Genomic DNA, 19,705 nt, shown 5'->3' on the forward strand with positions numbered 1-19,705 from the left:
CATTCGGATGCACTGCGCCGGAGGCTACCCCACGGAGTGCTTTGCCAGGTACTCGGCCACGCCGGAAGCGGTCGGCTTCATGGCCTCGTCCCCTTCCTTCCAGTTGGCCGGGCAAACCTGATCGCCGTGGGTTTCCACGAACTGAAGCGCATCGACCATGCGGAGGGCCTCGTCAACGCTGCGGCCGAGAGGCAGGTCGTTGATCACGGCGTGACGGACAACCCCCTTGGTATCGATAAGGAACAGGCCGCGCAGGGCAACCCCTGCGCCTTCGAAGAGGACGCCGTACTGGGTGGCGATCTCCTTCTTGAGATCGGCTACCAGCGGATACTGGATGTTGCCGATACCGCCGTTCTCCACCGGGGTGTTCTTCCACGCCATGTGGGTGAACTTGGAATCGACTGAAACCCCGATCACCTCGCAGTTCTTAGCCTTGAACTGATCCAGCTTCTTATTGAATGCAAGAATCTCAGACGGGCAGACAAAAGTGAAATCAAGAGGATAGAAAAAGAGGACCACATATTTTCCGCGGTAGCTCGACAGCTTGACCGTGCCGAAGGTATTGTCGGGCATAACCGCGTCGGCGGTGAAGTCAGGGGCCTCCTTGGTAACAAGCGTACACATGCACATGGTATCGTTTCTCCTTTCTTTGAAATGAAGTTGCAGACAAGAAAAACTCATACCAGCCATACTGGGGCTTGTCAATCAAAAAAGACAAAAACAATCCTTTTTATCCACTATGCCCCCTTCAACTCACCACTGATGCCCACGGTCACCTCGCGCAGGGGGATATCCTTGCTCGATGCCGCCAGGGCCTGGCGGGCCGCCATGACGATACCGCCGCAACAGGGCACTTCCATTCGGACCACGGTGATACTTTTAAGGTCATTGACGCGGATCAGCTCAGTAAGCTTCTCGGTGTAGAAACGATTGTCATCCAGCTTGGGACAGCCCACCACCACCGCGCGGCCGTCCAGGAACTCCCGATGAAAATCGGCATAGGCAAAGGGAACGCAGTCGGCGGCGATGAGCAGGTCCGCGTTCCGGAAGTACGGGGCGGAGGTCGGCACCAGGTGCAGTTGGACGGGCCACTGACGGAGCCGGCTTTCCTGGCGCGGAACATCCCGGACGCTCTCCGTTGCCGGGCGATCGAGGACCATGGCTCGCGACCCGGGACAGCCGCCGTGAACCGGAGCCGGCTGATGGGCGGCGTGATGGGATTCGCGACTCGTCTGGCCCAGGTGAGCCTCCACCGCCGCCTCATCGAACTCGTCCGCGTCCCGCTCGATGATCCGGATGGCGTCCAGAGGACACTCACCCAGACAGGCGCCGAGGCCGTCGCACAGATTGTCGGCAGCCAGCACCGCCTTGCCGTTTTCTATCCTGATGGCCCCCTCGGCACAGGCCGGAACACAGATGCCGCAGCCGTTGCACTTTTCCTGGTCAATCTCCACGATCTTTCTGATCATCGTTCTCTCCCTTTCGTCTTGTCGTTTTGCTATATGGTCTGAATCAAAAGAAATAGTGCCAGAGGTAATCGAGCCGGCCCCGCATGATCATCCGCCGCCCCGAAAAGGCCATCACTTCGCGGATTTTTGCCCGGTATTCCCTGCTGTAGCAGTGGATGCGGCAATGCTTGCACGACGGCTTGGGGTCCAGCGGACACTTTCGCCGCTTAGCAATGCCGTGGTAGAGGAGTGCGGCGCAATCCGGGCAGAGCCTGACGCCTTTGCGGTAACGCCTCTCGAGCTCCGGCGGAACCGCGAAGGGTTCCCGCGCAGCAGGGTCGTGGTTGGCGTGGCAGTAGACCCTGACAAAATCGATGAGGACTTTGAAATCCTTCTGCTGACCGGGGGTGAACGTTTCCATGGGTGTCATCATAGCCCAAAGGGGGTCTCCATGTCATGACGCAGGTCAAAAGGCGCATTTTTGCTTTTCAAAGGATTCTGTGTTATGAATCCCCCCATGAGCATCGAACCGGTCATCATTCCCCGCGCCAACCACCCCATCTCCCGCTCCCTCGTCAGCCCCAACGCCCTCCGGGTCCTCTACCGTCTCCGGGACAACGGCTTTATCGCCTACCTGGTGGGGGGATGCGTCCGGGATCTGCTGCTGGGGCGCGAACCCAAGGATTTCGACGTGGCAACCGACGCCACGCCCAACCAGATCAAGCGCATCTTCCGCAACTGCCGGCTGGTGGGGCGCCGTTTCAGGCTCGCCCACATTCACTTTACCGACGAAATCATCGAGGTGGCCACCTTCCGCGCGTTGTCTCCCCCCGAACAAGGTGAAGGCGAGCCGGTTGCCGATGAGACTGGACAACGGGGTGGAGATGAAGCGGAACGCCTCCGTCCGCCACGCCACCTGGTGAGCGACGAGGGAATGGTCCTGCGGGACAATGTTTTCGGAACCCCGGGCGAGGATGCCCTGCGCCGGGATTTCACCGTCAATGCCCTGGCCTACTGCATCGCCGACTTTTCGATCATCGACTACGCGGGGGGCATGGAAGATCTGCAGCGGGGGATGATCCGCACCATCGGCGATCCGCGGGTCCGCTTCACCGAGGACCCGGTCCGGATGCTCCGGGCGGTCAGGTTCGCTGCCGTGCTGGGGTTCGCCGTGGAGGAGGAGACCTGGCAGGCGATGCTCGATCTGGCACCGGCAATTACCAGGGCGACGGCGCCGCGGCTTTACGAGGAGATGCTCAAGCTCTTCCTGTCGGGGGAAGGTGAGCGGGCCTATCAGCTCCTGCGGCAGACCGGCCTCTTCGCGCACCTCTTCCCCGGCTTCGAGGCGTGGCTCGGCGAGGAAACCGACGGGTTCCCCCACGCCCGGACCGGCAGTGCCCTCGAATGGGTAGACTCACAGGTGGGCAGCGGCGAGCCGGTGTCACCACCGCTCCTCCTCGCGCTCCTCTTTGGCGGGTACCTGGAAGAACAGTCCGAACGCTTCATGGGCCAGGGGGCTTCTCCCCTGGACGCGGTGAGTGCCGCCGTGGCGGCCTTTCTGGGTGAGCAGGCGCCGCTGGTGGCAGTGCCGCACCGGATCGGGCTTGCCATGCGCGAGATTCTCGCCCTCCAGCAGCGACTGCACAGGATACCCGGCAAACGCCCCCAGGCGGTTCTGGCCCGGGCCAGCTTTGCCGAGGCAATGGCCTACCTCCGCTGCCGTTGCGCCATGAACGGCGAGGACAGCCCGGTTCTCGCGTGGTGGGAGCGCTACGCCCGCGACAGCGTCATGCCTCCCGTGGAACCCTGTTCAGCCGGAGGCGAGACAAAGAAACCACGGCGGCGTCGCCGGCGGCGCGGCGTCAGGAAGGCGGCTCCGCAGTGAGTCGAGTCTCTTGCAAAACGTTATGAGGACGCCGGGATGCCAGGCGCAAGCGAGCGAGGAAGCGAGGCGTACCCGTCGGTACGTTGAGCTTTCGAGTGAGCGGCAACACCGCCGACCGGCCCCGCGGTAGTTTTGCGAGAGCCTCAGCCGGCAGCCGGCTAGACATGATTGCGCAGCATCAGTTCCAGAGGAGTGGGACTGAGGTAGACCTGCTTCAACAGATACTCCTGGCCGTACTTTTTCACGTAGTGTCTCAGCAACGTCACCGGCACAATGAGGGGTACCAGGTGCCGGTGGTACTCCCCGATGACCTCCTGGAGTTCAGCCTTTTCCTCCCGCGTCAGCTGTTTTTTGAAATAGCCGGCGATGTGCTGAAGCACGTTGGTGTTCTTGCGCACCGTGGCATGGAGCGACAGTGCCTTCATGAAAAGCTCCTGGTAGCAGGCGAACAGATCGTCGCATCCCAGCTCTTTGCCACGGGCCACGAGTGCTCCCATCTCCCGGTAAACCTCCGGACTGTGGGCCATGATCAGGAGCTTGTGGTCGGCATGGAACGCCACGAGGCGCCCCAGGGACTTCCCTCCCAGCAGCAGATCCTTCCACCGGCGAAAGGCAAAGACCCGTTCAATGAAATGCTCCCGTAGCCCCATATCATGGAGCCGCCCCTCCTCTTCCACGGGCAGCAGGGGAAAATGCTTCGTAACCGCGTCAGCAAAGAGGCCCCGCCCTGCCTTGGTCGGCATCCCCCGGCGATAGAGTTTTACGTTGAACAGACCGGAACTGGGGGAATCCTTCTTGAAGATGAAACCGCACAGGTCTTCACTCTCCAGCTCAAGCACCTTTCTGCGGCAAAAATCGAGCATCTGCTCCGTCTTGTCTACCCTGCTCCTGGACGTAACCAGCCGAACCTCTCCCCCATCCGCCTCAAGCCTCATGGCCTCGCGCGGGATCGGCATGCCACACTCCGCTTCGGGGCACACGGAGACGAATTCGAAGAACCTGCCGAGCGTATCGGTGATGTAGCGGTCATGCTTGTGGCCTCCGTCATAACGAACCTTCTCGCCGAGCAGGCAGGAGCTGACCCCGATTTTGATGGGTGTGGGCATGGATTCCTCGCAGCTTCATAAATTGTTAATGAAATACTCCAGAATGCCGAAGAGACATGGGACGGGCAAACTCGCAAAGATTCGGGGGGCAATTCATTAATAAACCGCCGTGATCATTCGGTCATTCGCCTTGAAAATACAGCCCCAACTGGTATAATTGTGCCGCTTCCCACGATAAAATCAAGCCCGGGAGATACCCAGTGGAGTGGAAGTGCTGCTGGAACAGAAACGTTATTGAGCCGGCCGATTGCCCAAACATCGGCGAAGGCGAGGAAATCCTCTTTTCATCCCTCCAACGCAGAGTGATCGAAAAATGCGTGGATTGCCCGCTGTTCGCCGAAGACCTGAAGGCACTGCGCGACTCGGGGCACCCCCTCGCGGCAGTGCTCCCCATTGTGGTGGCTGAGCTCCAGGAACAGCGGAGCCGACTCCAGTCCATGGTCGGCTTCCTGGACAGCAAGGATCGGGAAATCAAGTTCCTGCACGAAATCAGCCTCGTGCTCCAGACCTCGGTGGACCTGGATGAAGTGCTGTCGGTGGTCATGACCGCCATCACCGCCGGCAAGGGGTTCGGCATGAACCGGGCCTTTCTGCTGCTGACCGACAAGGAGCGCAAGCACCTGCGGGGCTATCTGGGGGTTGGGCCGCGGAACTACGGCGAGGCGTGGTTCATCTGGGATGAGATCAGCCGCGACGACTTCACCCTCAAGGAGATGGCGAAGAACTTCTACCAGACCAAATTCACCAGTGAGAAGCAGAAGTTTCACGACATTCTGGAAAACCTCACCATCCCCTTGTCGGAACATGATCACATCTTGGTCCGTGCGTTGAGGGAGAAGAAACCGCTCCTGGTCGAAAACGCTTTCCACAATCCAGACTGCGACTACTCCCTGACCCAGACCCTGGGGGTCGACACCTTTCTCATCACGCCGCTGGTCTCGCGCAACCGGAGAATCGGCGTCATCATTTCCGACAACTGCGTGACCCATAAACCGATTACCCCCCAGGATGTCCAGTCCCTGGAGACCTTCGCCTTTCCCGTTGCCTTCGCCATCGAACGGGCATCCCTGTACGAACGGCTCCAGGAAGAGCTCCTCAAGGTGACGGCGGCCAACGTCAAGCTCAAGGAACAGCAGGAGCTGATCGTCCGGATGGAACGGATGGCGCTCGTGGGCAAGATCACGTCGAGCATCGCCCACTCCATCCGCAACCCCCTCATGATCATCGGCGGCTTCGCCCGCACGCTTCTCAAGGGCACCGATGAGGGTGACCCCCGGCGCGAGTATCTGGAATCCATCGTCCGCGAAGCCCGACAGTTGGACGAGGTGCTGGACGAAGTACTCAGCTACTCCGACTCCCTCTATCCCACCCTGGACTCATGGGACGTGAACCAGTTGGTAAGCACCGGTTGCCGGGAGCTGGACAGCCGCCTCCAGGAGCGTCGCATTGCCTGCCGGCTCCGCCTGGACGCCGAACTCCCGTCCGCCCGCATCGATTACAAACAGGTCTCCTTCTGCCTCCGCTCAATCCTGACCTCCAGCATGGACCGAATGCCCGACGGCGGTGAGATTGTCATCGAAACCCGACTGGAAGGCGGGTGGATCGTCGTCGAGGTGCGGGACACGGGACGGCCCGGCTCCTCGAACGGAATGAGCACATTCTCTTCCTTCGCACCGCCCCAGGAACTGGGAGGTGGCCTCGGCCTGGAAGTCTGCAAGGCAATCATGGAAAAACATGGCAACAGCCTCATCATCGAAACGCCTCCCGACGGGGGGGCCCGCTACGTGCTCAAACTACCGGTAAACAGGGAGGAGGAACCCCATGGCACGATTGTTGGTGGTTGACGACGAAAACAGCATCCGGCTGCTCTATTCTCAGGAGCTGGCCGAAGAGGGACATGAGGTGGTGACCGCCGCCACGGCAGCCGAAGCGGTGGACAAGATCAGGGAGCACGAGTTCGACCTGATCGTGCTGGACATCAAACTGAAAAACGAGAGCGGCCTCGACCTGCTGCAGAAGGTGGTCAAGGAGCGGCACAACCTGCCGGTGGTCCTCTGCACAGCGTTCTCCTGCTTCAAGGATGACTTCTCCGCCTGGCTCGCCGACGGCTATGTGGTCAAATCCAGCGACCTGTCCGAACTGAAGGAAGAGGTCAAGCGAGTCCTGGCAAAGAGGAAGCCGGGCAAGGAATAACTCTCGCATTTCCCATTCAATATCCATGCAAAGGAGCATCCTATGAAAGCCGTGATCATGGCCGGCGGGTTCGGTACCCGCATCCAGCCCCTGACGAGCAGCATTCCGAAACCAATGATCCCCCTCCTCAACCGTCCGATCATGCTTCACATCGTGGAGCTGCTCAAAAAATACGAGATCACCGACTTGGTCATGCTCCTGTACCATCAGCCGGCGGTCATCAAGAACTTCTTCCGCGACGGCACGGATTTCGGCGTCAAGATCACCTATGTGACCCCACTTCAGGACATGGGGACCGCCGGTGCCGTCAAGTGCGCCGAGAAGTATCTGGACGAACGGTTCATCGTCATCAGCGGCGACCTCCTCACCGACTTCAACCTTCAGAAAATCATCGACTTCCACGAGGAGAAAGAGGCCTTGGCCACCATCACCCTCACCTCGGTAAAAGATCCGCTCCAGTTCGGCGTGGTCATTACCGACAAGGAAAAGCGGATCTCCCAGTTCCTGGAGAAACCCGGCTGGGGCGAGGTGATCTCCGACACCATCAATACCGGCATCTACGTTCTGGAGCCGGAAATTTTCTCCCATATCCCGGCCGAGGAGAACTACGACTTCTCCCAGGACCTCTTCCCGAAGCTGCTGGAGAAGCAGCAGTCCCTGTTCGGCTACACCGCCAAAGGATACTGGCGGGATATCGGCAACACCGACTCCTACCGTGAGGCCCACCACGACATCTTCAAAGGGAAGGTGAACGTAAGGATCGACGAGCCGAAGCAGGATCTGGTGGGCAAGGATCTGCGGCTCGGCTCCGACGTGAACCTGGACGAGCATGTGACCCTGGAGGGGACGGTGGTCATCGGTGATAACTCCCAGGTCTTCGAGAGCGCCCACATCAAGGATACGGTGATTGGACGCAACTGCACCATCGAGGCGGGGGTACGGCTCTCCCGCTGTGTGATCTGGGATAATGTCTACGTAAAGCGGGGGGCGAAGCTGAACGACAGCGTCCTCTGCGGCAACGTCCGCGTGGGGAACGGCGTGGTGATGGAGGAGGGGGTCATCGTGGCCGACGACACCTCCATCGGCGAAGAGTCCTACATCAAGCGCGACGTGAAGATCTGGCCGCGCAAGGTGATCGAGGCCGGGGCCACCGTCACCGGCAACCTGATCTGGGGTGAGAAGTGGAAAAAAGCCCTGTTCGAGGGGGCCCTCATCAAGGGTCTCACCAACATGGAACTCACCCCCGAGTTCGTGGCTAAGCTGGGCTGCGCCTACGGCACGACCCTTCCCAAGGGGAGCTTCGTGATTTCCGGCCGCGACGCTTACCGCTCCTCCCGGATGCTCAAGCGGAGCTTCATCGGCGGCCTTCTCTCCTCCGGGGTCAACGTCCGCGACCTGACCATGGTCCCGATGCCTGTGCTGCGCTACAAGCTCCGTTCCTTCGGGGAGGTGGGCGGCATCCAGTTCCGACAGGCTCTGGATGACCCCGCCTCCACCGAAATCATCTTCCTGGACGGCGACGGCCTCGACTTCTCCAGCTCAATGGGCAAAAACGTGGAACGGATCTTCTTCAAGGAGAACTTCCGCCGGGCCCACCACACGGAGCCGGGGGGGCTCACGGAAATCCCCCAGCAGGTGATGGATTTCTATCGTGAGGGATTCCTGCACGCCATCGGCAAGACGCCGCTCCAGAAAAAAGCGTTCAAGGTGGTCATCGACTTCAACCACTCGCCGGCCAGCCAACTCCTCCCCGGCATCCTTACTCAGATGGGGTGCGAAGTCATCAGCCTCAACGCGTACGTGGACGAGGAGCGGGGGGTCCAGGCCCTGTCGGATCGGGGGCAGAGTCTCTCGCAGCTTTCCAAGATCGTCGCCACTCTGGAGGCGAACGCCGGCTTCTGGCTCGACCCCACCGTGGAGGGAGTCATCATGGTCGACGAAACCGGGACGGTCCACGAGGGGGCCGACATCCTGCTGCTGATGGTCGGGCTCGCCCTTAAGGCCGGCGAAAAAGGGGTGTTCGCCATACCGGTCTCGGCACCCTCGGCCATCGAACGGATGGCCCAGGAACGGGGCTGCGCCGTTACCCGCACCAAGAGCGCCGACCGCTCCATGATCGAGGCGGCCCTCTCCTCGGAGGTCATCCTGGCCGGTTCCATGGATGGCCGCTTCGCCTTCCCCCGGTTCCAGGCAGCCTTCGACGGCATGTTCGCCATCGCCAAGTCCATCGAGATGGCGGCCCGCAGCGGAGCGTCCATCTCGGCAACTGCCGCGGAAATCCCCCGTCGGGCCTTCCTTCACACCCGGGTCCCCTGCGTCTGGGACATGAAGGGTGGAATCATGCGTAAGATGAGCGAGGACAGCCTCGACAAGGAGGCAAGCTTCATCGACGGGATCAAGGTCCATTTCGGCGAGGACTGGGCCCTCGTCCTCCCCGACCAGTACCAGCCCCACGTCCACATCGTGGCCGAGGCCCGGGACCCCAAGGCCGCCCAGAAACTGCTGACCGAGTACCAGAAAAAAGTGGAGCAGTGGAAGAAGGAGCTGTCATAAATGACGGAGCCGCTGCGCATCGTCTTTCTCTGGCATATGCACCAGCCGTACTACAAGGACCCGGTGAAGGGCGAGTACGCCCTTCCCTGGACCTATCTCCATGCCGTGAAAGACTACTATGACATGGCGGCCATCGTGGACGCCACTCCCGGTGCGAAAGCGGTCTTCAACCTGGTGCCGTCGCTGCTGGACCAGCTTCTGGACTACGCGTCGGGAGAGGCGACGGACCCCTGGCTCATGCGGGCACGCATGAGCCCCGCAGACATGACCGAGGATGACCGCCGCTTCGTCCTGGAAAACTTCTTCTCGGCCAACCGGCAGCGGTTCATCGAACCCCACAAGCGCTACCTGGAGCTTCTCTATCAGGCCGGCGACGGAACCAAGGGCAGCGACCGGCACCGCCAGTTCAGCGACAGGGACATCCTCGACCTCCAGGTCTGGTTTCTCCTGGCCTGGACCGGTGAGGCCGCCCGACGCCGTTATCCCGAGATAAAAGAACTGCTCAGGAAAGGGAGGAACTTCTCCCCTGGCGACAAGGAAGCGCTGCTGGCCCGCCATGTCGACATCCTCGGGGAGATCATCCCCCTCTACCGTAAAATCCACGACGAGGGAAAGGCTGAGCTGGCCGTATCTCCCTACTATCACCCCATTCTGCCCCTGCTCTGCGACATGAAGAGCGCCCTTGCCGCCATGCCCCGGGCAAACCTCCCCGCGGCCCGCTTCCGCCACCCGGAGGATGCCCGCAGCCAGGTGGCAAGAGGGATTGCACGCTTCCGGGAAATATTCGGCTTTTCCCCGGTCGGCATGTGGCCGTCTGAGGGATCGGTGAGCGATGAGGCCCTCTCCATCATTGCCGGCTGCGGCATCAAATGGGTCGCCACCGATGAGGACATTCTGGCACGGACCCTGCCGGGAGGGCTCGGCCCCGGCAAGGGACGTCTCTACCACCCCTACACCTTCCTCCAGGGCGCACGAGAGCTGAAGATGTTCTTCCGGGACCATCAACTCTCGGATCTGATCGGATTCACCTACTCTTCATGGGATACCTCGCGGGCAGTGGAGGACTTCATGGGCCGGCTCCGGGCGATACGGGAGCAGACCCCCGACGCGCGCGTGGTGCCGGTCATCCTCGACGGCGAGAACGCCTGGGAGTACTACCCGGAAAATGGCTACGGCTTCCTGAAGCGCCTGTACGGAACCATTGCCTCCGCGGACGGGTTCGAGCTCCTCACCTGCTCCGAAACGCTGGATCGCGAGCCTGAACGGAGAGTCATCGAACGTATCCACCCCGGCTCCTGGATCAATGCCGACTACGGCATCTGGGTGGGGCACCCGGAAGAGAACCAGGCCTGGGATTATCTGGAGCGGGCCAGGGAGGCGGCGGTCACCTCGAGCCCCGCCGTGGCTGAACGTCTCGCCGTGGGGGACGACCGCGGCGAGGTGACGGACGACAACGCGTGCCTGGTCTGCACCTCCCTCTACGCCGCCGAAGGGAGCGATTGGTTCTGGTGGTACGGCGACGATCACTTCTCCGCCCACAGCGACCGATTCGACCGCCTCTTCCGCAGGCACCTCATGAACGTCTATCGGCTGCTGGGCCTCGACGTCCCCCGTGAGCTTTTCGAGCCCATCAAGAAGACCACCCCCGCCGGGCTGGTGCGCGAGCCCGCGGCCCTCATCACGCCCCAGGTGAACGGCCGGGTGGATGATTACTTCGAATGGCTCGCCGCCGGGCTGTTCGACCTCTCAAAACAGTCATCCGCCATGCACGCAGCCGAAAGCCTGTTCCAGTCCTTTTTCTACGGATTCGATCGGAAGAACCTCTACTTCCGGCTCGACAGCCCTGCCCGACTGACGGAACTGCTGCAGCCGGACGACGAACTCCATCTGAACGTGGTCACGGGCGGTGAGTTCCGCCTTGACATCACCCCGGCCGCGACTGACGGACCGCTCCTGCGCCGCGGTGACGGCACCTGGTACGCGACCGGCTCCCGGGGGGCCTGGGCCATCGACCGTATCTGCGAAGTGGCGATCCCGCTGGCCCCCTTGGGATTGGAGCCCCGTGGAAAGCTCTTTGCCTCCGTCACCCTTACCCGCGGAGGCGAGGAGTTCGGCCGCTGGCCTGCCGACGCCCCGCTGCTTCTTGCCTATGCAGGGCCCGAACTGGAAATCGACAACTGGATGATTTAGCGGAGGACCAATGTCCGAACTGAGATGGGACCCCCTGAAGCAGCACTGGGTAATCATAGCCACCGAACGGGGGCGCAGACCCCGGGACTTCATGGTGGAGCACGAAACCACGGATGCGGCCTGCTGCCCTTTCTGCTACGGGCTGGAAGGAAAGACTCCGCCGGAAATTTACGCCGTACGCGACACGGGCGTCGCTAATTCCCCCGGGTGGAAAGTACGGGTGATCCCCAACAAATACCCGGCCCTGCGTATCGAGGGCAACCTCAACAGCCGGGGGTTCGGCCCCTATGACGTCCTGAACGGCATCGGCGCCCATGAAGTGATCATCGAAACCCCCGATCACGACCGGGATATGGCCGAGCTCTCACCGGCAGAGATCACCGAGGTCCTCAGGGCTTGGCGAGCCCGGTTTCTGGATCTGCGCCGCGACACCCGCTTCCGCTACATGGTCCTCTTCAAAAACCACGGCACCAAGGCCGGCGCCACCCTGTCCCACTCTCACAGCCAGCTCATCGCCGTCCCCCTCATCCCCCCGGTGGCGGCAACCGAACTGCGGGTATGCAAAGAGTACTTCTCCGCCAAGGAGCGTTGCCTCATCTGCGACCTGATCGACTTCGAACTGAAGAGCGGCGAGCGCATCGTCCGGGAGTTCGCCAACTACGTCATCATGACCCCCTATGCGGCCTGCTTCCCCTTCGAGGTGCGGCTCTATCCCAAGCGACACGCCTTTGATTTCGCTCTGCTGCCCGATGCGGAACTGGCGGAGCTGGCTGTGGCGCTCAAGGACATGCTCACCCGCTTGCGAAGCGTCCTGCGCGATCCACCCTACAATTTCATCCTCCATACCGCCCCGCCGCGCCATCCGCGCCTCGGCAAGCCCGGCTACTGGAGTTCCATCGAATATGATTACCACTGGCACATCGAATTGGTGCCGAGGCTGACCCAGATCGCCGGGTTCGAGTGGGGAACCGGCTTCCACATCAATCCGACGTCGCCGGAAGACGCCGCGGCATTCCTCAGGGAAGCGGGGGCATGACACGATGAAAGTCCTCATGGTTGCATCCGAAGTGGCCCCCTTCGCCCGGACCGGCGGACTGGCCGAGGTGACTGCGGCCCTGCCCGCGGCCTTGCGCCGGATGGGACACGACGTGCGGGTCATCATGCCCTTTTATCGGTGCGCTGCCCAGACTGAACTGGGGGTCCGCAAGGCGCGCAAAAGCGCCGAAGTCTCCCTCAATGGCGAGACGCACAAGGGATTTCTCCGCCAAGCCGCCCTGGGAGATGTGCCGGTCTACTTGGTGGAGAACCGGGAGTTCTTTTCCCGCGACTATCTCTACGGCACACCCGAAGGCGACTATCCGGACAACCCGCGCCGTTTCGCCTTTTTCTGCCGCAGTGTTTTGCAGTTTCTCAAGCGGATGGACTTTCGCCCCGACGTGATCCACTGCCACGACTGGCAGACCGCCCTGATCCCCATCATTCTGCGCCTCGAAGCGGCCGACGACCCGTTTTTCGCCCGTACGGCCACGGTCTTCACCATTCACAACCTGGCCTACCAGGGGCTGTTTCCCGCCCCGGCCATCGCCGAAACGGGGCTGCCATCAGCTCTGTTCACCACCGAGTGGCTCGAGTACTACGGCCAGCTCAATCTCATGAAGGGGGCAATCCTCACGGCGGATCTCATCACCACCGTATCCGAAACCTATCGCCGGGAGATCATGACCCCCACGCAGGGATGCGGCCTGGAGGGGGTGCTGGCCCGGCGCGGCGACGACCTGTTCGGCATCGTGAACGGCATCGATACCGACGAGTGGAATCCGGCCGCCGATAAGCGCATTTTCCGCAACTACTCGGCCCGGGCTCTGGCAGGCAAGGCCGCTGACAAGCTTGAACTCCAGCGGGAATTGGGCATGCCGGCAGCGCCATCGGTGCCGCTCATCGGCATGGTCAGCCGGCTCGCGGAGCAAAAGGGGATCGACCTGGTGCTGGAGCTTCTGCCCCGCCTGGCCGAGAGCGAACTTCAATTCGTACTGCTCGGCACCGGCAATGCCTGCTACCTGGAGCGCCTGAACTCCTTCCGCAGCAAAGGTGCTGCCAACATCTCCATCAACCTGGGCTTCAATGACCCGCTGGCACCGAAGATCTATGCCGGCAGCGACCTGTTCCTCATGCCGTCGCGTTTCGAGCCGTGTGGCCTGAGCCAGCTCATTGCAATGCGCTACGGGACGGTCCCGGTAGTCCGACACACGGGGGGACTCCGGGATACGGTCGTCGACGTCACGCGCCATCCCCGCGAGGGGACCGGCTTCACCTTCGAAGACTTTACCGCCGACGCCTGCTGGGAAGCCATCGAACGGGCGCTGGCCGGCTACCGGGACCGGGAGTCGTGGCGCAGGATCATGCGCAGGGGCATGCACAGAGATGTTTCGTGGCACAATGCGGCAGGCCGCTATGAGACGCTGTACCGAATGGCGGCGGACACTAGACGGGGGTAGCGGATGGGAGACGGGAAAGACGATCTTGAATCATTGAGCCGGGAGATTCGGAAGATCATCGACACCAACCGGCAATTTCTCGACCGGATCATGGACGACGACTTCGAGGCTGACGGCGACGAGGCGGGGGAACCGCACGGGGAAGCGGAAGAGGAATTCGAGGAATTGTAGCCTCATATCCGCCGACGCAACGAAAAAGCCCCCCGGAGAGCTCTCCGGGGGGCTTGCTGCTGCAGGCCGTGTCAGTGCTTGCCGGGGCCCTCGCCGCCGGCAGAGTCCTCGGCGGCCGCCATGTGGCAGTCGCTGCAGTTAACGTTATAGAGCGCATCGCCGATGTCGGCCGGGTGGACGAACTCCTTGACCACCTTTCCTTCCGGGATGTTCTCGCCCTTCTGGCCGATCATCTCGTGGCACATGTTGCAGTCCTTGGAAATGATCTTGCCGGTGGACGTCTTATGCTTGCCGTCGTGGCAACGGAAGCAGCCCGGCGTATAGAAGTGGCCGATATGGTTCGGATACGTGCTCCAGGTGACCTTCATCCGGGGGAAGAAGTTCCGGGAGTAAATATCCTTCACATGTGCCACGGCCTGGTTGATGGCCGCGGCTTTGACTTTGGCCACCTCGGGGAAGTTCTTGGCATAGTACTCGGGAAGCTTCGCCTCAATGGCCGCATGGGCCTCTTCCTTGGACTTGTAGGGCTGCTCGAGGATTTCCACGGCCACCTTTTTGATGTAGGGAAGCCCTGCGTCGATCTGGCCTGACACGATATGCTCATCCATCTCGCGGGCCGGTGAACGATAGATGTGAGTCGGCCGGTTGTGGCAGTCGATGCAGTCCATGCGCCGCTTCTCGGCCTTGGCAATCTCCTCGCGAGTAAGCGGCTTTTCGGTATCCATGTACTCGACGATGCTGCCATCCTTCTGCTTGACTGCCACATAGGGGATATCGAGCCGCTTTCTGTCGCGGGCGATGTAGGTGACCTCGGTGCCGATATGCCAGTGGATACCCATGGCATGGGGAGACTTGGGCGTCCCGCCGATCTTGATCAGCATGTTGATTTCGCGGGGGGTGTTTTCCTTGTTGGGCGCATAGTGATAAAACACTCGCTGCCGGCCGGAGTAGAACTTCTCCGGCCAGTGACACTGCTCGCAGGTGTCCCTCGCCGGCCGCAAATTCTCTATGGGGGTGGCGATGGGGAAGTGGTAGCTGTGGGTCAGCACCGCCCAGACCTGACGCAGGCCCGAAAGCTTGGCCTTCACGTACCACTCGGCGCCCGGTCCCACGTGGCACTCCACGCACTTGACCCGGGCGTGGGGAGATCCTTGCCACGCCTTGTGCTCGGGCTCCATGACCACGTGACAGAGCTCGCCGCAAAAGGTGGTCGACTCGGTGAACTCGAAGCCAAGGATAGACGCCACCGAAACGATAAGGACGAAGATGACGCTGGCCAGCACGAAGAAAATGAACAGCCGGCGCTTGTGGGGATCATTGAAATCCACCCGCGGGTAGGGCGGCACCTCTTCGGGCACTTCGGTCCGCCGCTGGTTACGGACGCGCCAGGCACCGATCGGCACGAGAATAAGGCCGAGGATGAGCATGCCCGGGAAGGCGAAATAGACCAGGAGCCCGATGTAGGGGTGGTCGATGCCGGTGATCATCTCCATCGCGATGAACGCGATGATGAGTCCCGTTGCCACCACGGCCAAGAGAAACCCGATCAGACTGATGGGGTTCCAGAGGTAACCTGCGGTTTTGCGCAATGTCATACATCTCCTCCACTTTGAAACGCTTTTTTACCAATTCACTATTGGTTCCACAGAAGCCTTACAAGCATGAAAGGGTAGACAATATAATCAGCTGATTCGTTTTGTCAAATGTTAAAAACAGTACCACAAAAAAGTGGTTGTGAAAGGGAACGGTTAAGAATAATCCCTCTGCAGTGGACCACATGAATCGTTTTTTAAAATATGGTTTTCTATCGGCACATGCCGTCCGCTTGACACTACCTGCTGATTTTGCTAGCTTCGAAGCCCACAACAGACTAAAAACCAACAGGTTCCCGAGCGAACCGACCCCCCAGACGGCCGGGGAGCGGCGACGGGAGCAGGAGAGAGTCCATGGCAAAAAAACTATTCATTCCCGGACCGGTCGACGTCCACCCCGAGATCCTCCAGGCCATGGCCTCTCCCATGATCGGCCACCGCATGCCCGAATACGCAGCGCTCCACGGGCGGGTAACCGCCGGCCTCAAGCGGGTACTGGCCACGGACGGACGGGTATTTCTCGCCACATCGAGCGCCTTCGGCGTCATGGAGGGGGCGGTACGGAACCTGGTGGCGAAGCGGTGCGTCAACTTCTGCAACGGCGCTTTTTCCGACAAATGGCACGACGTGACCAAGCGCTGTGGCAAAGAGGCCGATGCGGTCAAGGTCGAGTGGGGCAAGCCGATCACCCCCGAAATCGTGGATCAGGCACTGGCCACGGGCAAGTACGACGCTATCACCCTCATCCACAACGAGACCTCCACCGGGGTCATGTCCCCCCTGCCGGAGATTGCCCGGGTCCTGCGGAACTATCCCGACGTGGTCTCCATTATCGACACCGTCTCGTCCATGAGCGCGCTCCCCGTTCCCGTGGACGAACTGGGCATCGACTGCTGCATCTTCGGGGTTCAGAAGGCCTTTGCCCTGCCGCCGGGATTGGCCGTTTTCACCGCCAGTGACAAGGCCCTGGCCCGTGCCAGGACAGTAGAGGGGCGCGGCTACTATTTCGACTTCCTTGAATTCGAAGCCAACGACGAAAAAAATAACACCCCCTCGACCCCTTGCATCTCCCACATTTATGCCATGGACCGACAACTGGAGCGATTCTTCGCCGAAGGCCTCGAGCAGCGATGGGCACGGCACCGGCAACTGGCGGGAATGGTGCGCGAGTGGGTCACCGACCGGGGATTCGGGTTCTTTGCCGATGAGCCCTACCGCTCCGTAACCCTCACCTGCGCCCTCAACACCCGGGACACGGACCTGGCCCGGTTGAAGAAGATGCTCGGCGAACGCGGCTACGCCTTTGACGACGGCTACGGCAAGATCAAGGGTAAGACCTTCCGCGTTGCCCACATGGGAGACATGCAACGGACCGACCTGGAAGAGTTCCTGGCAACGGCCGATGAGTGCCTGGCAGAGCTTGGCTAGCCTATTGCTCGCGCCGATCGCGCCGGCCGCTTCCATTTGCCGTTCCTCATGGTACAAATTTGTGTTATGGTAGAGTTCATTGTGCCGCTCACCCCTATGTGCAGGAGGGCTTGAATGAACAGCAAAATGATCCTGCTGGTGGAAGACAATCCCGACGACGAGGTTCTGACCCTCCGCGCCCTCGGCAAACATGCCATTACGCCCGATGTGACGGTAGTGCGCGACGGGGTGGAGGCCCTGGACTTCCTCTTCGGGACAGGCTCCTACAGCGACCGGGATCTGAGCATCATGCCGAAGCTAGTGCTGCTCGACCTGAAACTGCCCAAGGTGGACGGCCTCGAGGTTTTGCGCCGGCTGAGGGCCGACCAGCGGACGCGGCTCCTGCCGGTGGTGGTCTTCACCTCCTCCAACGAGGAGCAGGACATCCTCGAATGTCACAACCTCGGCGCCAACAGCTACATCCGCAAGCCGGTGGACTTCAATCAACTCAGTGAAGCCCTGCGGCTCATCGGCACCTACTGGCTGAACCTCAACCTCACTCCCAAGTCCGCCGGCGCGGCACGATAGACGTCCCCGCGGCACGGGCTCACCCGTGCCGTTCCATTTTCTTCCCAAGGTGTCCCCATTTCCATGGAACGCTTCAGACTGGCTAGCGATTACGAGCCCCGCGGCGACCAGCCCCGGGCCATTGCCGAACTCTCGGAAGGGATTGTCAGGGGCGACCGGGATCAGGTGCTCCTGGGGGTCACCGGCAGCGGCAAAACGTTTACCATGGCCAACGTCATCGCCGCCGTGAACCGCCCCGCCTTGGTCCTGGCCCCCAACAAGACCCTGGCGGCCCAGCTCTATGGCGAATTCCGGGAACTATTTCCGGACAATGCCGTGGAATATTTCGTCTCATACTACGACTACTACCAGCCGGAAGCCTACATCCCCACCACCGACACCTTCATCGAGAAGGATTCCTCCATCAACGACGAGATCGACAAGTTGCGCCATGCGGCCACGCGGAGCCTGCTGACCCGGCGCGACGTGATCATCGTTGCCTCGGTGTCATGCATATACGGCATCGGCTCCCCGGCCGAGTACCAGGCCATGCACATCTTCTTTCACCAGGGGGACGAGTACGGCCGGGACGAACTGCTGCGGAAGCTGGTCGACATCCAGTATGAACGGAATGATCTGGACTTCCACCGGGGGACCTTCCGGGTGCGGGGGGACATCGTGGAGATATTCCCGGCCCACGAGGGGGAGCGGGCCTACCGGATCGAGTTCTTCGGCGACACGGTGGACGCGATCAGCGAAATCGATCCCTTGCGAGGCGTGGTGGTCCAGCGCCTGACCAAGTGCGCCGTCTATCCGGCTTCCCATTACGTGGCGACGCGCGAGACCCTGGACCGGGCCATGGAGGAGATCCGCACCGACCTGCGGGAGCGACTCCAGTGGTTCCGGGAGCGGAACATGCTCGTGGAGGCCCAGCGGCTGGAACAGCGAACAATGTTCGACCTGGAGATGATGGAGGAGATGGGATTCTGCCAGGGGATCGAGAACTATTCCCGCTACTTCGACGGCCGGACGCCGGGGGAGCCCCCCTACACCCTGCTCGACTACTTCCCCCGTGACTTCATCCTCTTCGTGGACGAATCCCACATTACCGTCTCCCAGGTAGGGGGGATGTACCGGGGGGACCGGAGCAGGAAAGAAACTTTGGTGAACTACGGCTTCCGCCTACCGGCGGCCCTGGACAACCGGCCCCTCACCTTCGGGGAGTTCACCGAACGGCTCAACCAGAGCGTCTACGTCTCGGCCACCCCGGCCGACTACGAGCTGCAGCAGAGCGGCGGCGTGGTGGTGGAACAGGTGATCAGGCCCACGGGCCTCCTGGACCCGGTCATCGAGGTCCGTCCTGCCACGGAGCAGGTGGACGATCTCCTGCACGAGGTCCGGGAGACCACGGCCCGGGGCGAACGGGTGCTCGTAACCACCCTCACCAAGCGGATGGCCGAGGACCTGACCGATTACTACCGGGACCTGGGGGTGCGGGTCAGATACCTCCATTCCGACATAGACACTATCCAGCGGATGCAGATCATCCGTGATCTGCGCATGGGGGAGTTCGATGTCCTGGTCGGCATCAACCTCCTGCGGGAAGGGCTCGACATTCCCGAAGTGTCGCTGGTGGCGATTCTCGACGCCGACAAGGAGGGGTTCCTCCGCTCCGCCCGTTCCCTCATCCAGACCTGTGGCCGGGCCGCTCGCAACGTGAACGGCAGGGTCATCATGTACGCCGATACCGTAACCGGCTCCATGCAGAGCTGCCTCGACGAAACCGCCCGGCGTCGTGCTCTTCAGGAGGCCTTCAACACCGAACACGGCATCACGCCCCAGACCGTGAAAAAGGGGCTGCGGACCATCCTGGAGTCCATCGAGGAGCGTGATTACTACACCGTCGCCGCCGTTGCCGAGACTCGGGAAGAGTACATCTCTGCCGACGAGATACCGAAAAGGGTGAAGAAGCTCCGCAAGGAGATGCTCGACGCGGCAAAGAAGCTGGAGTTCGAACGGGCGGCCGATCTCAGGGATCAGATCAAAAAACTGGAAGAAATGGAGCTGCGGCTGCGCTGACCGCTCCACGGGGGACATC

Annotated in this window: 16 protein-coding genes; 11 read left to right on the plus strand and 5 right to left on the minus strand. The window is 61.4% G+C overall.

The features are described 5' to 3' along the window. Positions 1-24: 24 nt before the first annotated feature. From GS_RS16255 to GS_RS16265, 3 genes are all read right to left on the minus strand, one after another. Positions 25-630 (minus strand): peroxiredoxin, encoded by a 606-nt coding sequence (locus GS_RS16255; protein WP_010943859.1) that lies wholly within the window; start codon positions 628-630, stop codon positions 25-27. Positions 631-737: 107 nt separating this feature from the next. Then, positions 738-1,469, minus strand: coding sequence for an ATP-binding protein (locus GS_RS16260; protein ID WP_010943860.1), 732 nt, complete (start codon positions 1,467-1,469; stop codon positions 738-740). A 43-nt stretch (positions 1,470-1,512) separates the two neighbouring features. Continuing rightward, complete coding sequence (locus GS_RS16265) at positions 1,513-1,869, minus strand: nitrous oxide-stimulated promoter family protein (RefSeq protein ID WP_010943861.1); 357 nt, start codon at positions 1,867-1,869, stop codon at positions 1,513-1,515. A gap of 84 nt (positions 1,870-1,953) precedes the next feature. On the opposite strand from GS_RS16265, the gene pcnB reads away from it, so the two are divergent. Beyond that, positions 1,954-3,333: a polynucleotide adenylyltransferase PcnB gene (gene pcnB, locus GS_RS16270; protein ID WP_010943862.1), complete on the plus strand. Its 1,380-nt coding sequence runs from the start codon at positions 1,954-1,956 to the stop codon at positions 3,331-3,333. 158 nt (positions 3,334-3,491) lie between these two features. Here pcnB and GS_RS16275 read toward each other — a convergent pair whose 3' ends face one another. Next, positions 3,492-4,439, minus strand: a complete 948-nt coding sequence (locus GS_RS16275; protein WP_010943863.1) for a YbgA family protein — start codon at positions 4,437-4,439, stop codon at positions 3,492-3,494. Between the two features lie 200 nt (positions 4,440-4,639). Here GS_RS16275 and GS_RS16280 point away from each other — a divergent pair, with 200 nt between their 5' ends. From GS_RS16280 to GS_RS17455, 7 genes are read left to right on the plus strand one after another with little or no spacing between them, the layout of a single operon-like run. Beyond that, positions 4,640-6,283 carry a GAF domain-containing sensor histidine kinase gene (locus GS_RS16280; RefSeq protein ID WP_010943864.1) on the plus strand — a complete coding sequence of 548 codons (1,644 nt, stop codon included), beginning with the start codon at positions 4,640-4,642 and terminating at the stop codon, positions 6,281-6,283. Beyond that, positions 6,261-6,632 (plus strand): response regulator, encoded by a 372-nt coding sequence (locus tag GS_RS16285; protein WP_010943865.1) that lies wholly within the window; start codon positions 6,261-6,263, stop codon positions 6,630-6,632. Before GS_RS16280 ends, GS_RS16285 begins: the two co-directional genes overlap by 23 nt. A 42-nt stretch (positions 6,633-6,674) precedes the next feature. Continuing rightward, positions 6,675-9,185, plus strand: coding sequence for a mannose-1-phosphate guanyltransferase (locus tag GS_RS16290; RefSeq protein ID WP_010943866.1), 2,511 nt, complete (start codon positions 6,675-6,677; stop codon positions 9,183-9,185). Continuing rightward, positions 9,186-11,375, plus strand: coding sequence for a glycoside hydrolase family 57 protein (locus GS_RS16295; RefSeq protein ID WP_010943867.1), 2,190 nt, complete (start codon positions 9,186-9,188; stop codon positions 11,373-11,375). It begins immediately after the preceding gene. Between the two features lie 10 nt (positions 11,376-11,385). Beyond that, positions 11,386-12,411: a galactose-1-phosphate uridylyltransferase gene (gene galT, locus GS_RS16300; RefSeq protein ID WP_010943868.1), complete on the plus strand. Its 1,026-nt coding sequence runs from the start codon at positions 11,386-11,388 to the stop codon at positions 12,409-12,411. Between the two features lie 4 nt (positions 12,412-12,415). After that, positions 12,416-13,870: a glycogen synthase GlgA gene (gene glgA / locus GS_RS16305; RefSeq protein WP_010943869.1), complete on the plus strand. Its 1,455-nt coding sequence runs from the start codon at positions 12,416-12,418 to the stop codon at positions 13,868-13,870. A 3-nt stretch (positions 13,871-13,873) separates the two neighbouring features. Then, positions 13,874-14,041 carry a hypothetical protein gene (locus tag GS_RS17455; RefSeq protein ID WP_010943870.1) on the plus strand — a complete coding sequence of 56 codons (168 nt, stop codon included), beginning with the start codon at positions 13,874-13,876 and terminating at the stop codon, positions 14,039-14,041. A 71-nt stretch (positions 14,042-14,112) separates the two neighbouring features. On the opposite strand, the gene GS_RS16310 is transcribed toward GS_RS17455, so the two are convergent. Then, the gene (locus GS_RS16310) at positions 14,113-15,636 is read right to left on the minus strand and encodes a cytochrome c3 family protein (RefSeq protein WP_010943871.1); all 1,524 of its coding nucleotides are present in this window, start codon (positions 15,634-15,636) and stop codon (positions 14,113-14,115) included. 351 nt (positions 15,637-15,987) lie between these two features. On the opposite strand from GS_RS16310, the gene GS_RS16315 reads away from it, so the two are divergent. From GS_RS16315 to uvrB, 3 genes are all read left to right on the plus strand, one after another. Beyond that, positions 15,988-17,061, plus strand: coding sequence for a pyridoxal-phosphate-dependent aminotransferase family protein (locus tag GS_RS16315; RefSeq protein WP_010943872.1), 1,074 nt, complete (start codon positions 15,988-15,990; stop codon positions 17,059-17,061). A 114-nt stretch (positions 17,062-17,175) separates the two neighbouring features. Next, positions 17,176-17,628 carry a response regulator gene (locus tag GS_RS16320; RefSeq protein ID WP_010943873.1) on the plus strand — a complete coding sequence of 151 codons (453 nt, stop codon included), beginning with the start codon at positions 17,176-17,178 and terminating at the stop codon, positions 17,626-17,628. Between the two features lie 63 nt (positions 17,629-17,691). Continuing rightward, positions 17,692-19,686 (plus strand): excinuclease ABC subunit UvrB, encoded by a 1,995-nt coding sequence (gene uvrB / locus GS_RS16325; protein WP_010943874.1) that lies wholly within the window; start codon positions 17,692-17,694, stop codon positions 19,684-19,686. The last annotated feature ends 19 nt before the right edge of the window (positions 19,687-19,705 follow it).

Source organism: Geobacter sulfurreducens PCA, assembly GCF_000007985.2.
Classification (GTDB): domain Bacteria; phylum Desulfobacterota; class Desulfuromonadia; order Geobacterales; family Geobacteraceae; genus Geobacter; species Geobacter sulfurreducens.

Coding starts and splice junctions, on each gene's coding strand:
- GS_RS16265 (WP_010943861.1), bottom strand. CDS start 1,869: ATGGAAACGTTCACCCCCGGTCAGCAGAAGGATTTCAAAGTCCTCATC.
- GS_RS16320 (WP_010943873.1), top strand. CDS start 17,176: ATGAACAGCAAAATGATCCTGCTGGTGGAAGACAATCCCGACGACGAG.
- GS_RS16295 (WP_010943867.1), top strand. CDS start 9,186: ATGACGGAGCCGCTGCGCATCGTCTTTCTCTGGCATATGCACCAGCCG.
- uvrB (WP_010943874.1), top strand. CDS start 17,692: ATGGAACGCTTCAGACTGGCTAGCGATTACGAGCCCCGCGGCGACCAG.
- pcnB (WP_010943862.1), top strand. CDS start 1,954: ATGAATCCCCCCATGAGCATCGAACCGGTCATCATTCCCCGCGCCAAC.
- GS_RS16285 (WP_010943865.1), top strand. CDS start 6,261: ATGGCACGATTGTTGGTGGTTGACGACGAAAACAGCATCCGGCTGCTC.
- GS_RS16255 (WP_010943859.1), bottom strand. CDS start 630: ATGTGCATGTGTACGCTTGTTACCAAGGAGGCCCCTGACTTCACCGCC.
- GS_RS16290 (WP_010943866.1), top strand. CDS start 6,675: ATGAAAGCCGTGATCATGGCCGGCGGGTTCGGTACCCGCATCCAGCCC.
- GS_RS16260 (WP_010943860.1), bottom strand. CDS start 1,469: ATGATCAGAAAGATCGTGGAGATTGACCAGGAAAAGTGCAACGGCTGC.
- GS_RS16310 (WP_010943871.1), bottom strand. CDS start 15,636: ATGACATTGCGCAAAACCGCAGGTTACCTCTGGAACCCCATCAGTCTG.
- GS_RS16275 (WP_010943863.1), bottom strand. CDS start 4,439: ATGCCCACACCCATCAAAATCGGGGTCAGCTCCTGCCTGCTCGGCGAG.
- GS_RS16315 (WP_010943872.1), top strand. CDS start 15,988: ATGGCAAAAAAACTATTCATTCCCGGACCGGTCGACGTCCACCCCGAG.
- GS_RS17455 (WP_010943870.1), top strand. CDS start 13,874: ATGGGAGACGGGAAAGACGATCTTGAATCATTGAGCCGGGAGATTCGG.
- glgA (WP_010943869.1), top strand. CDS start 12,416: ATGAAAGTCCTCATGGTTGCATCCGAAGTGGCCCCCTTCGCCCGGACC.
- galT (WP_010943868.1), top strand. CDS start 11,386: ATGTCCGAACTGAGATGGGACCCCCTGAAGCAGCACTGGGTAATCATA.